11 protein-coding genes are annotated in these 14,106 nt (G+C 41.5%); 7 read left to right on the top strand and 4 right to left on the bottom strand.

Annotated features, from left to right (window positions below):
* The first annotated feature begins 50 nt into the window (after window positions 1-50).
* From ACSUPM_RS01440 to ACSUPM_RS01420, 5 genes are all read left to right on the top strand, one after another.
* Window positions 51-797: a pyridoxine 5'-phosphate synthase gene (locus ACSUPM_RS01440; protein WP_436880118.1), complete on the top strand. Its 747-nt coding sequence runs from the start codon at window positions 51-53 to the stop codon at window positions 795-797.
* A 39-nt stretch (window positions 798-836) separates the two neighbouring features.
* Entirely contained in the window at window positions 837-1,589 is a 753-nt protein-coding gene (locus ACSUPM_RS01435; protein WP_436880117.1) for a type 1 glutamine amidotransferase, read from the top strand.
* A 15-nt stretch (window positions 1,590-1,604) separates the two neighbouring features.
* Complete coding sequence (locus ACSUPM_RS01430) at window positions 1,605-1,808, top strand: hypothetical protein (protein ID WP_436880116.1); 204 nt, start codon at window positions 1,605-1,607, stop codon at window positions 1,806-1,808.
* Between the two features lie 137 nt (window positions 1,809-1,945).
* Window positions 1,946-4,066, top strand: coding sequence for an ATP-dependent nuclease (locus ACSUPM_RS01425; RefSeq protein ID WP_436880114.1), 2,121 nt, complete (start codon window positions 1,946-1,948; stop codon window positions 4,064-4,066).
* Window positions 4,056-5,870 carry a UvrD-helicase domain-containing protein gene (locus tag ACSUPM_RS01420; RefSeq protein ID WP_436880113.1) on the top strand — a complete coding sequence of 605 codons (1,815 nt, stop codon included), beginning with the start codon at window positions 4,056-4,058 and terminating at the stop codon, window positions 5,868-5,870. Before ACSUPM_RS01425 ends, ACSUPM_RS01420 begins: the two co-directional genes overlap by 11 nt.
* Before the next feature lie 247 nt (window positions 5,871-6,117).
* Here the strand turns inward: ACSUPM_RS01420 and ACSUPM_RS01415 are convergent, their stop codons facing one another.
* Window positions 6,118-6,300 (bottom strand): hypothetical protein, encoded by a 183-nt coding sequence (locus ACSUPM_RS01415; protein WP_201617181.1) that lies wholly within the window; start codon window positions 6,298-6,300, stop codon window positions 6,118-6,120.
* A gap of 151 nt (window positions 6,301-6,451) precedes the next feature.
* The gene (gene purL / locus ACSUPM_RS01410) at window positions 6,452-10,483 is read right to left on the bottom strand and encodes a phosphoribosylformylglycinamidine synthase (protein ID WP_436880112.1); all 4,032 of its coding nucleotides are present in this window, start codon (window positions 10,481-10,483) and stop codon (window positions 6,452-6,454) included.
* Between the two features lie 377 nt (window positions 10,484-10,860).
* On the opposite strand from purL, the gene ACSUPM_RS01405 reads away from it, so the two are divergent.
* Together ACSUPM_RS01405 and ACSUPM_RS01400 are read left to right on the top strand one after the other, a co-directional pair.
* Entirely contained in the window at window positions 10,861-11,355 is a 495-nt protein-coding gene (locus ACSUPM_RS01405; RefSeq protein WP_025651904.1) for a pyridoxamine 5'-phosphate oxidase family protein, read from the top strand.
* 386 nt (window positions 11,356-11,741) lie between these two features.
* Complete coding sequence (locus tag ACSUPM_RS01400) at window positions 11,742-12,236, top strand: pyridoxamine 5'-phosphate oxidase family protein (protein ID WP_101211649.1); 495 nt, start codon at window positions 11,742-11,744, stop codon at window positions 12,234-12,236.
* A gap of 99 nt (window positions 12,237-12,335) precedes the next feature.
* Here ACSUPM_RS01400 and ACSUPM_RS01395 read toward each other — a convergent pair whose 3' ends face one another.
* The gene (locus ACSUPM_RS01395; protein WP_101211650.1) at window positions 12,336-13,130 is read right to left on the bottom strand and encodes a hypothetical protein; all 795 of its coding nucleotides are present in this window, start codon (window positions 13,128-13,130) and stop codon (window positions 12,336-12,338) included.
* 284 nt (window positions 13,131-13,414) lie between these two features.
* Entirely contained in the window at window positions 13,415-14,095 is a 681-nt protein-coding gene (gene pgsA, locus ACSUPM_RS01390; protein ID WP_025651901.1) for a CDP-diacylglycerol--glycerol-3-phosphate 3-phosphatidyltransferase, read from the bottom strand.
* Between the last annotated feature and the right edge of the window lie 11 nt (window positions 14,096-14,106).

Raw genomic sequence — 14,106 nt, 5'->3', positions numbered from 1 at the left:
TGGTTCTTATATTGAACTGACTAGATAAACATAATGAAAAAGGAAATACTATGAGCACCCTATTTAGCGTAAATTTGAATAAGCTGGCGTTAATCCGTAACTCTCGCGGTACAGATTATCCCAATCTACTGTATTTCGTGAAAAAGCTAATTGATCTTGGCGTCAAAGGCTTTACCGTGCATCCTAGACCTGATGAACGTCACATCCGCTACCAAGACGTCTATGATATCAGTGCGTTTTTAACCGATTATAAAGGTATCGAATTCAATATCGAAGGCAATCCGAATCAGCAGTTTCTAAAGCTTATTCGTGAAGTCAAACCGCATCAATGTACCCTCGTACCTGATAGCGAAGATCAACTGACCTCTGACCATGGTTTCGATATCATCAAGCATAAAGACATGCTGTCAGAACTCAGCCATGAGCTACAAGCCTTTGGTACGCGCTGTGCGGTATTTATCGATCCTGATATCGAGCAGATCAAAGCCGTTATCGATAGCGACGTGCAAACAATTGAAGTCTATACCGAAGAATGGGCACGCACTTATGATAATGCTAAGAATGATGGGAATAATAATTTCGATGAGGTAAAACAACGCTTTAGCGATTGCATCAACCTCGCCAGTGAAAACGGTATACGCGTCAATGCGGGTCATGATCTGAACTTAGACAATTTAGCCGATTTGCTCAGTCTTGGTGACGTCGCGGAAGTATCGATTGGTCACGCTTTCACTATCGAGTCGCTTGAGCAAGGGATGGATAAGGTGGTGCGTCAGTATTTGAAGATTTGTGGCTAAGCAATTTGCTTGACTGTTTTTATGCACAAGGTATCTATTATGACGCTACGCATCCACGCGCTATTCCATACCGATTACGAATACCTGAGCTACATCAAGCAGTGGGCAATTAGTCAAAATCATAGCATGAGCTACGCCCTGCCTCACAATAATGATGTATTGCCAACACACGACAGTTTTGATTGGCTCATCGTGATGGGTGGGCCAATGAGTATCCACGATGAGGAACAATATCCTTGGTTAACCAATGAAAAACGTTTGATCAGACAAGCTATTGATGCTGGAAAAACGGTGATCGGCGTTTGCTTAGGCGCGCAGCTTATCGCGCATTGTTTGGGCGCTACCGTCCAGCCAGCTAACGTAAAAGAGGTCGGTTGGTTGCCGATTCGCTTGACGGCAGAAGGACAATCACATCCTCTATTACAGAATTTACCTAAGCAAGCTTTTACGGTATTTCATTGGCATGGCGATGGTTTTGACTGTCCACAAGGCGCAACTGCTATTGCCACTTCGGAAGCATGGGTGAATCAAGGGTTTATTTATCAAACACCACAGCATAAAGCGCTTGGCACTTGGGTTGTAGGCTGGCAGTGTCATTTTGAAGTGACCAAAGAGAGTCTCGTCAAGATGGTAACGAATGGAGCTGATTACATACAGAGTGGGCTTCGCAACTACCCTGAAACCGTACAATCACCCGCTGAAATAATCACGCTGGGCGATAAATATATCGAAGAAAATAATGCAAGACTTGCCGCTATGCTTAATCGGATAGCAGCATCAGAACATGAATAATATAAGGGGTCAGTCATGAGCCATTCACAAAATGATGAGCAACAAGCGCTTGAGAAGTATTTAGAAGCAAAGGCTAAAGAGGAGCAGGAAAGTCAGCAGCAACAGGAGACTGAGTCGCTTTCTGAATATGAGGCTTGTGTGTTGAGAGAGAGTGCTAGGGTGAAGGAGTTGATTGCTGAGGCTCGGGGGGAGGCTAAAAATAGTTCAGACGATGATTAATTATGTAGAAACGTGCTTCATTCACAATGACAATGTAGCTGTTTGAGGTAGGACTTTTTGCATGATTCTTGCAGAGTAACGTAATAACTAACGTTAGTATCATTAGAATACTCATTCATGGATAGGAAGCTTAGAAAATGAAAATAAGTAAAATAAAAATTAAGAATTTTCGAAAATTGGATGACTGTACTATATCAATCTTTGATAAAACCACACTATTTGTTGGAGCAAACAATAGTGGTAAAACATCAGCCATGTACTGTCTTATGGCTTTTTTAGGTAGTAATGAAAAAAGGTTTAAAGTTACTGATTTTCCTTTGAATAAAATCGAACTCATAGATAAATTTTCTGCTGCTTGGTCTATAGATGAAATTCAACATTTCTGTCCAACATTAGAGATATCATTGGATGATATTCAAGACAGAGACCTACCCAAAATCAAACATATAATACCGTCATTGAGCTGGAATAATGAAGAGATTTCAATAAGATTGTTATTTGAACCTAAAGATATTAATATATTAAAAGAGAAGTTTAGTGAATACGTTGGCTCTATCGATTCTTTATTAGATGATGCTGATGACTTATTATTTCCTAGGAATCTGTGGGGTTTCCTTAACATTGGTAATAATTTAAATACTTTTTTCGGTATTCAAGCATACCTTTTGGATTCAAATACAGAGACTAGTAACTTCAAAAAACTATCTAAATACCCTTTTAATGGAATATTTAAGGTCAGTATTGTACCTGCTCAAAGAGGTTTTGATGATTCTGATGATCCAAGTTCAACTGCAACAAGTTTATCGCAACACTTAGGCTCTTACTACGATAAGCATATAAACCCCAAAACTTCTCCAACTTCTGATGACATAAAGACTCTAAGGCAAGTTGAAGAGCTCCAAAGCAAATTTAGTACTCAACTTAATGACGACTTTGCAGACTTAATGATAGAACTGAGCAAGTTAGGCTATCCAGGTAGCCATGGCGACCCTAGTATTACTCTAAAAAGTGAAATAGATACAGCATCAATTCTCAAACAGAATACGACTCTATTATTTAGTACTCAGAATGCTTTGCAGACAGGTCATGAGTTACCAGAAAGACACAATGGACTGGGTTATAGAAATCTCATTTTTATATTCTTTCAATTGCTAAAGTTTAGAGACGAATGGTTAAGAAAGAACAAAGCTAAAGACTCAATAGATGAAAATAATATTGTTGAACCTATACATTTAGTTTTGATAGAAGAACCAGAAGCACATCTACACTCTCAGGCTCAGCAAATATTTATTAGGAATTCGTACACAATTTTAAATAGTGGTGCACCAGACGGCTTTACTACGCATTTAATAATTAGTACTCATTCTAGCTATATTGCTCACGAATCAGGTTTTGACACCTTAACGTACTTCAAAAGAAAAAAGACTAGTGATAACTACCCTTGCTCTGAAACTATTGGTTTATCAAAAGTATTTTCAGGGAGAGATCAAGACGCTAAAAAGACTAAAAAATTCGTTTCTCGTTATCTTAGAGTTATGCACTGTGATTTATTCTTTGCTGATGCAATAATAATGGTCGAAGGTTCAGCGGAAAGGATGCTCATACCACATTTCATTATTGAAAAATATCCTGAATTAACTTCAAAATACCTCTCGATTTTAGAAGTTGGAGGTGCATATGCTCACAAATTTAAACCTTTAATCGATGCACTAGATTTGCCCACATTGGTGATTACTGATTTAGATTCAAAAGGTTTAGATGGTAAGAAAGCGAGACCTATAAGAGGAGAGGGACAAACTTCAAACTGTGACGAATTAACACATTGGTTAAAATTGACTGACCGTAATTTGGAAGCAGTATTAGACCTAGATGAAAGTAGTAAGATTATAGACAATACAAGAATTGCTTACCAAATAGAAGTTGATGTTGAATTTGATGAAGGTTCGATACATAAGGCTATTCCTTATACATTTGAAGATGCACTGATTCTATCTAACTTTAATTTATTTAAGTCTAAAAGTTCAGATTTTATCGGTATGTTAAAGAATATGTGCGCTGCTACGCGTAAAGATAATATCGATGAAGTGTGTGAAGATATGTTTAACGCTCTATCAGGTACAAAGGCTGTTATGGCATTAAACATATTATATGAGGTTGATATAGAAAAGCTAATTGTACCGAACTACATTGATGAAGGATTAAATTGGTTAGCTAATGAATTAGCAAACACTTCTACTGGAGAAATCAGTGAACTTTGAGCTAATAGGAGTTGACAGCCAAATATACGAATATATTGAGTCTAATAGCAGCTTTTTATTATTTGCTGGCGCAGGTTCTGGTAAGACTAGAACGCTGGTGAACTTATTACAACAAATTAAAAAGACTAAAAAAGACGAAATGTTAATAAGAGGTCAAAAAGTAGCAGTTATTACTTATACTAATGCAGCATGTGATGAAATACAGCATAGACTTAAACATGACTCCTTATTCACTGTTTCAACGATTCATAGCTTTGCTTGGGAACTAATTAAGCCTTTTACTGAAGATATAAGAATTTGGAAGAGAACTAAGTTAGAAGCACAAGTGCTTAAACTTGAAGATAAAGTAACAAATGCACGAAAAGATGCTACTAAAGCTAAATATAGAATTGATAAACTGAAGAAACAAACAGAATTAGACGAATTAAATTCAGTCAATGATTTTATCTATAGCGCAACGCAACAACTTTTTGGTAAGGGTACATTGAATCATAGTGATGTTATCCAAATATGCGCCTATTTTTTAAATCAACATGAGCTGATGCGTAAAGTCATAGCAAATCAATTTCCTATCATATTCGTTGATGAGTGCCAAGATACGCAAAAAGACTTACTCCAAGCATTAATCCAAACTCAAGAACAACTACCTGAACAAATTACAATAGGCTTGTTTGGTGACTTAATGCAACGCATATATTCTGATGGCTATACTGATATTCTTGAAAATTTACCAGCTGACTGGGAAACACCTATAAAAACAGAAAACTACCGTTGTCCCAACCGTGTACGAAGTCTCATTAATAAAATAAGAATGCTCACCGATGAATTGCAACAAGCTCAACCTGTTGATACAAATATAATTGATGGAACTGTAAGGTTATTCGTGACGGACAGTGCAATCACTGATATAACACAGTTTGAACAGTCAGTTAAAAATCAAATGAACGAGATTTGTGATGATGAAAAATGGCAAAATGATATTCAAACTCTGGTTCTAGAACACAAGATGTCCGCAAAAAGAGGCGATTTTTTAGATTTCTATGAACCTCTTAGTAAACACACTAATACTAAAGATAGCCTATTACAGGGAACTGGTTCCATTATTAGTTTCTTAAGAGAACAACTTAAACCATTAATTGATGCCGTTTCTGAAAGAGATGATTTTACCATAATGCGTATCTTAGAAGCTAATTGCCCTCGCATGCAAAATAATGAATTACTTACATCAGGAGTAATTAGGGAAGTTAGTGAAAGTCTTAATAGTTTTAGTTTGAGTCTAGATATTAATCAACATTCAACTAGTGAAATATTATTGTCAATAAAACATAACGAATTGTTAGAAATCTCTGAAAAGTTATTAGTATGTATTGACTTTGACGACACTGAACAAAATATTTCTAAATCGTTGATTGTATGGAAAGAGGCTCTTAAAGCACCTTATGTGCAATTAATAAATTACTTTAAGTATATCGAGAATGGGTTAGGGTTTTCTACTCATCAAAGTGTAAAAGGGTTGGAATATCCCAGAGTTTTAGCTATTTTAAATGATTCAGAGTCTGGTGGTTCCTTTTTTAAATATGACAAAATGCTTGAAGCAACATCTTTATCTACTACTGATGAAAAAAATATATTAGAAGGTAAAGAAACAGTATTAGATAGAACACGCCGTCTATTCTACGTTATTTGTAGTCGTGCTCAAGAAAGCCTAGCTATTGTTGTCTATTCGGAAAATCCACAAGCTGTTAAAGATTATGTTGTTTCTGAAGAATGGTTTACCGAGGAAGAAGTTATTCTGAATCAATAAACGATAGTTATTCGAAGGCGCGGTTTAGCCCTGATTGCAGCGGATATACTTGGTGCAGCACAGGGTTGCAGGCGCTTGGTTAGGGACGTTATCGCTGAGTCAGGAACGACCCTAGCCTTAGCGACTGCCCCTGTGCTAGCCAAGATAGTAGCGAAAAGCAGGAATAGCTCCCCTAAAATCGTTGGGTGTCGCAAGCTCCACGCCAACCTACCCAAAACTTCTTGATGACGAAATTAGGCTAATATTTTTAATATTTAAATCGTGGCGCACGCTTATTTTCTTGTCTACAACGCACTACGAATTCATCGCTGCGAGCCATATCCGACAGTAACAATTCTTTTAAAGAAGGTTTATTTTGTTCTTTAGCAATGGCTAGTGCCTGTTTTAGTGAGGTAGATAAATCATCATAAAATTCATTGTCATTACTCATAGTTATAAACCTTTTTTGACCTAACGGATAACCTAGTCTAATCCTTATTTAACATCGATAACAATGAAATAGTATCTCAAAATCCAAATAAAAAGGTGAGCCGAAGCCCACCTTTTTTTATGTCCAAAATAATGATTTAAATAAACCTAGCCTAGCGCAACCAAGCCCGCGCATTACGGAACATACGCATCCACGCGCCGTCCTCATCCCACGCTTCTGGTTTCCAGCTATGGTTATAGGATTTTAAGTTACGCTCAGGATGCGGCATCATAAGCGTGACGCGACCGTCAGTGCTACACAGACCCGTGACACCGCCGAGCGAACCGTTTGGATTGAGCGGATAGGTCTCGGTTGGATGACCTTGGCTATCGACATAACGCATGGCGAGCTGACCGTGTTTTGCCATACCATCAATTTCAGTGGTATTCAATGTGGCATAACCTTCACCGTGCGCAACAGCGATGGGCAAGATGCTGTCTTGCATACCTTTAAAGAAGATCGACTTGGTACGCTCAATTTTGACATTGACCGTACGCCCTTCAAAACGCGCCGATTTATTAGCGATGAAGCGTGGGAAGTTGTCCGCACCTGGGATAAGATCTTTTAACTGCGCCATCATCTGACAACCGTTACAGACACCAAGTGAGAAGGTATCAGGACGGGCAAAGAAGCGCACAAACTGCATGCGTAACTCGTCATGGAACAAGATTGAGTTTGCCCAACCAGAGCCTGCGCCGAGGACATCACCATAACTAAAGCCACCACAAGCGACCAGACCGTCGAAGTCACGTAGATTAATACGACCTTCTAGCAGGTCGCTCATATGTACGTCTACCGCTTCAAAGCCTGCTTGAGTAAAGCCTGCTGCCATTTCTGTCTGACCGTTGACGCCTTGCTCACGTAGGATAGCAACTCTTGGTTTGCTGTTATCAGAATCAGCACGGCTGTTTAAGTAGGGTGCTTCGACTTTTTGATTGAGGTCAAAGTTTGGCGCTGCGATAAGACCTTGGTGGCTAGCATCGCTAATCAAGTCATATTCTTGCTGTACGCAAGCTGGATTGTCACGACGACGCGCGATTTGATAGCTGACCTGACTCCATTCTTGTTGTAATTCGCTACGGCTAAAGCTTAGAGTTTCATTACCCATGTGCAAAGGCGTTTGGATAATTAAGCTGTCTTCTTCCGAGCTTTGACCAACTAGGCTGAGCATATCGCTAACGTTAAATTCTTCTGCCAATTGCATTAATGCGGCGACGTTTTCAGGCAAGACTTGGATGACCGCACCCAGCTCTTCACTGAACAGCTGACCGAGTAAGTTATCATCAGTTAATGACAGCTTGATACCTTGACGACTGGTAAACTGCATCTCAGCAATCGTTGCAAGCAAGCCACCATCACCGATATCGTGATAGGCGCTGATGACGCCTTGCGCGTTGCCCGCTTGGATAAAGTTGAAGAAATCGATTAAATCGCTTGGTTTATCGAGGTCAGGACATTCATTGCCCAATTGACTTGCCGTTTGCGCAAGGATTGAGCCACCTAGACGTAATTTACCTCTAGATAAGTCAATACGGTAGAAGGCGCTATCACCGTTAATAAGTTCAGGCGTTAGGGTTTTTGCCACGTCAATAACAGGCGCAAAAGCGGTAATGACCAAGCTCATTGGCGAAACGACTGATTTATCCGTGCTGCCACTCTCGTCTTCATCCGTCCAGTTAGCACGCATAGATAGTGAGTCTTTACCGACTGGGATAGCGATACCGAGTGCTGGGCAAAGCTCTTCACCGACGGCATGTACGGCGTCGAACAATGCAGCATCTTCTATGTCATCACCACACGCGGCCATCCAGTTCGCTGACATCGTGATATCAGACAATTGAGCGATACGCGCACCAGCGATGTTAGTAATCGCTTCACCGACTGCGAGTTGTGCCGAGGCTTTTGGACTGATAAGTGCAACAGGCGTACGCTCGCCGACACTCATTGCTTCGCCAGTCATTGGCTGACCATCTAATGCCACTAAGCCAGAAGCCGTCACTGCACAATCTGATACAGGCACTTGATAGCGACCCACATACTGATCACGCACGACCATACCTGTGATAGAACGGTCACCAATGCTAATCAAGAATGACTTGCTCGCCACGGTTGGGTGACGCAATACATCAGTGATTGATTCAGCTAGATTCACATCACCAAGCTCTAATGCTGGTAACGTGCTCTCAGTACGCTCAAAGCTGCGTTGCATTTTCGGTGTACCACCAAGCAGTACTTGCATCGGCATATCGACTGGTTGCTCGTCCAACAGCTCATCATCAACGATTAGCTGACGGATATCCGTCGCCTCGCCCAAGATGGCATATGGGCAGCGCTCACGCGCACAGATCGCATCGAACTGATCTTTGCTCTCTGGGCGAATCGCGAGGACATAACGCTCTTGTGCTTCGTTTGACCAAATGGCCATTGGCGACATGCCAGCTTCTAACGATGGAATCTTACGCAAGTTCAGATGCGCGCCCATTTCATGGTCATTAACCAATTCTGGCATCGCATTAGACAGACCACCTGCCCCTACATCATGTAGTGAGACAATTGGGTTGCCGTCTTTACTGTTATTACTTACATCGACATCATCGCCCGTTAGTGCCCAGCAGCGGTCAAGTACTTCTTGGCAACGACGCTCCATCTCAGCGTTATCACGCTGCACGGAGGCAAAGTCTAAGCCTTCATCAAGTGAACCACTATCGACAGAAGAAGCCGCACCGCCGCCAAGACCGATTTGCATCGCAGGGCCACCAAGGACGATCAATAAATCACCCTGGCGAATGGGATTTTTCTCAATCAGGTTGCGTTTGATATTGCCGTAACCCCCTGCCAGCATGATGGGCTTATGATAGCCGCGCATCTCGCTGCCGTCTTTTGCCGCTGAAGTGTCCAATTGGAAACTACGGAAATAACCGCATAAGTTTGGACGCCCAAACTCGTTAGAGAAATTGGCTGAGCCTAATGGCGCTTCGGTCATAATCTCAAGGCTGGTTGCCATACGATCCGGCGTGCCATAATCCTTGGTGCTGACCTGACCTGACTGCTCCCATTTTTCTGCAAGCTCTGGAATATGCAGATGTGACACGTGAAAACCTGTCAGACCCGCTTTTGGTTTACCGCCACGACCGGTTGCGCCCTCGTCACGAATCTCACCGCCTGCACCTGTCGCTGCACCAGCATAAGGGGCAATCGCTGTTGGATGGTTATGGGTTTCGACCTTCATTAAAATATCGATAGCTTCTTGATGGAAGCCATACGGATGCGCTGAATTAGGATCTTGAGGATCGGTAGGAATCGGGTAAAAACGCATCCCTTCTGCCCCAGCCATCACCGCCGCGTTATCTTTATAAGCTGACAAAATACCTTGTGGATTCGACTGATAAGTATTCTTAATCATTTGGAACAGTGATTTCGGCTGTACTGCACCATCGACTGTCCATTCAGCGTTAAAGATTTTATGACGGCAATGCTCTGAGTTCGCCTGTGCAAACATCATCAGCTCAACGTCGGTTGGATTGCGCTTTAGCTCATTGACGTACGCATTCATCAAGTAATCAATATCTTCGCTCGATAGCGCAAAGCCAAATTCTGTATTGGCTGCTTCTAGTGCCGTACGACCTTGTCCAATCACATCGATATGATTAAGCGATGCTGGCTGCTCATCATCAAACAGCTTATTCACCTCATTTAAATCATAAACCAAGCTCTGCGTCATACGGTCAAACAATAATTGCTCAGCGGCTTTAGGTAACGTGTTATTGGTTGCACCTACCTCACCGTCTGTTTTTGCATCAATCGTTAGGGTATAAACGATGACGCGCTCGACACGGTTAATCTCAATATCACAGTTATTAAAGATATCGGTCGCTTTACTGGCCCACGGCGATATGGTGCCAAAACGCGGTGCAACGATAACTTGTAATTGGTTGTCTTGCGGCGCGGCAAGTTGGATATCTTGCTTAATGCCAAACAGGTCCAGCGCTTTTTTCTGCTCATCACCTTCAAGCGTCCGTGATAGCACATAAACTTGCTGAGTATGGATGTGGCTGACATTTAGCTCGGTTTTTTGCTGGAACTGACTGATGAGTTGCTGCGTCTGAAAATCGGTAAGAAACGGTTGTCCGGCGATGGTCATCATAAAGGCATAATCCGTAAGATCAAGGCATCTCTGCCATGCAAAGTAAATGGTCTGCGTATTATAACAAGAAGCCCTGTAATAAGCAGGTAAAAGCAGGATAAATTGCCAACAAAATGCGCTAACGGCTCAGACAGCTTTTTACTCAATCATTGTATATTTTACAAACACTCACATCGCATTACGGGCAACCTATATAAATGCGTGGCGTGCTATCGGTATTCTACAACGAGCTAATAATGATAATAATTAATAGCGATTGGTATTCAAAATAACGGGTGATTCGAAACAGCCGATCATTCGGAATAACTGGTCATTCAAAATAAAAAGCAGACCCTCAATTTAAAACCATCATAATTTTAAAAATATAAGGATGTACCATGAGTAAGCAAGAGAGTATCGACAAAATCCAAGCGGTCATTAAAGACGTAAAATTTGCCATGATGAGCACCATCAATAGCAAAGGCGACTTGCACGCTTGGCCAATGACCACCAGCGAGACCAGTCTTGGTGGCAAAGAGATTTGGTTCATCGGTGATAAGTCATCAGACGTGGTAAAAGACATTCAAGATAATCCAAAAGTCGGTCTATCTTATGCCACCCAAGATGATAAAAATTACGTTTCTATCAGTGGTAACGCTGAATTATCGACCGACAAAGCCAAATTGGATGAGCTATGGTCACCAGTCTACAATGCATTCTTTGAGCATGGTAAAGAAGATCCAGAGGTACAACTGATCAAGGTCGTTCCTCATGGTGCTGAGTGCTGGTTAAGCGGTAGCACTACTGTCAATATGTTCAAAATGGCTGCGGCTGCTTTACAAGATGGCAAAACCGCTGAAGGTATCGGTGAGCAATTTTCCGTCTCTCTATAACCTTTTATAATATTTTATAGCCTTGTGATATTTTTATTTAGCGTGAAACTTACTTAGCACGACTTTTATTAATATAAAAAAACATGAGCACTTTGATCGTCAGTAGGGTTTTGCCTGCTGGCGTTTTTTATGGGTCAATTTTGATTATCATGTGTGCTTAAAAAGTCTATCGTTATAAACTTACAAACCTTCACAGCCCATTACAGACCACCTGTATAGTTCTATTAGCTGATTTAGCTATATTGATAACTGGTTATAGATTTATAAGAAATGTCGTTAAAGACAAGTAATTTTTATAACGTTTCGATTTATATCGGCATCGCTTTTTTAGTTACTTTTTAATAACTTTCGAACCCTAAAATCTTAAATAGTAAAGGATAACTATTATGAATAAACAAGCGCAAATGGACACCATTCAAGCGATGGTAAAAGACATTAAATACACCATGATGACCACACGCAATGGCGAGAACCATCTGCATTCTTGCCCGATGAATACCACTGAAACCAGTATTGGTGCCAAAGAGATTTGGTTTATCGGCCATAAGCCGTCTGAAACTGTCGATAACATTAAGCAAAATGCAGAAGTAAATTTATCATATACCACGAAAGGCGATGATAAGTATTTGTCTATTTCTGGTACCGCTGAATTGGTCGAAGATAAAGAAAAACTCGATGAGCTATGGTCGGTTATGTATAACGCTTATTTTGAACAAGGCAAAGAAGACCCAAGAGTTCAGCTCATAAAAGTCACGCCACATGGAGCGGAATACTGGGCAAATGGCAATGCGATCACCAGCGCGGTCAAAATGACGGCGGCGGCAGTTACTGATACCGCGATCGAAAAAAGCTTAGGTGAGAATTTTTCGATCGAGCTGTAGTATTTTCATGATTAAGTAGAAGCAAAATAATTGGAGATACAAGTAATAAAAACGCCAGTGGCTTGATGCGACTGGCGTTTTTATTACTTGTATTCGTCACTATTGCGGTGGTTTCGCGTAGCCATCGTCTGCTGGGAAAGCTTGTGGCTGTTTTGATTTTGGTCTCGATTGCTTAGGATCATAAAGCTCATAAATGACCGTGCCAATCACCCCAGTATTTTCTATAGAACCACTATCCGTATTGGCGGCATAGGCGTTATCTGGCTTGCTGAAAATAAAAGAAGCGACAGCGCTTTGACTCTTACGGAAGCCTTCAATGACTAAATCGTCGTTAGGCTCTAACACATAACCGCTGTCATAACGGCTGGCAGTGCTACCATCGAGGACATTTAAGCCATCGACACTAGCGACGATTTCATAAGTATTGGCACTATTATTGCGATACACCAGACGGTAGGCTTCGCCTGCTTTTCCTTGCAGATAATAGTTACCAGCGTCACGATATAAAGGCAAAGTACCCATATCCGTCGCCACTGAAAAATCAACTTTACCCGCTACTAACGATCGACTATTTAGGGCACGACCTTGATAATTTTTGTCAGCATAAGCAACTTGCATCTGCTCGATAGGTTCGTCACTGGTACGACGTAGGTCAACAGTGGTCACAGCCGAGTCCACATCATCACCCCACTGAGTGCCCAAGCGCTCTGACTCCGTAGCGTCTTGTACCGATGCTTCTGCCTGTCGATTTGCAGCCATGTCTTGCGAGGCTTCTGCTTGTGTACTTTGTGCTGCATCGGCTGTTTCTTGTTGCATGCTTGGCGATGAAGAACAACCGCTTAATAACCCAAGCAATAAAAGGGCAGCGACCGACTGTTTTTTGTATATTGCCATGTCTATTTCCTTATTCTGATGACGTTTCATCGTACCTTTATCCAGTTCTCTTGTATTTTGTTTACTATTTTGAGTATAGCTTAACAATACATTCAAGCAAAGTTTAAAATAAATTGGCGATATTACACATAGGGTCAAAATATCCTAAAAACGCCACGGTATTGCTGATATATCGATATGACTTTTCGCTCACTATATTAAAACTTAAACAATAAAAAACGCCAGTGGCTCGATGCGACTGGCGTTTTTTGTGCAGACTCAAATGACTGTTAAATCAAAAAAAGCTAACCGCTTTGCTTTAAATAAGGCCACGCCGCTTTTAGATAAATAAACATCGACCACAAGGTTAAAATCACTGCCGCGACCATCAATACATAGCCGATCATTTCGAGCGATTCCCAGTTGAGTAGCAATACCGTGATAGCAATCATCTGAAAAGTGGTTTTTAGCTTACCCACATAAGACACTGCCACACTGGTACTTTTACCCAGCTCCGCCATCCATTCGCGTAATGCCGACACCGCAATCTCACGTGAGATAATCACAATCGCAGCAATCGCCATAATGATATTGGGATGCCACTGTACCAATATAATCAGGGCGGCTGCGACCATGAGTTTATCAGCGACGGGATCCAAAAAGCGGCCAAACGCGGAGACCACATTCAGCTTACGTGCAAAGTAACCATCTAGCCAATCAGTAATCGCTGCTAAGATAAACACGCCAGTCAATAGTAAGTGACGTAATAAGCTGTCGCTGAACTCACTCATACCAACCCGGGCGATGACGTTATCCGATATGGCTGGCATCCCGATACCCATGGCTGGTGGCCAGTAGGCAATCGCCACAAATAGCGGAATCATTAAGATACGCGCAATCGTCAGATTATTGGGCAAGTTAAAAATACTTTTGGTATTTTGTGCACTTGACGGTTCCTGCGTATGCACTTGCGTATGGTCAGTCATGGCAAACCCAG

It is taken from the genome of Psychrobacter okhotskensis (assembly GCF_965638355.1).
In the GTDB taxonomy this organism is placed as follows: domain Bacteria; phylum Pseudomonadota; class Gammaproteobacteria; order Pseudomonadales; family Moraxellaceae; genus Psychrobacter; species Psychrobacter okhotskensis.
Note: the sequence above shows the minus strand (reverse complement) of the source record. Positions and strands in the feature narration are given on the sequence as shown.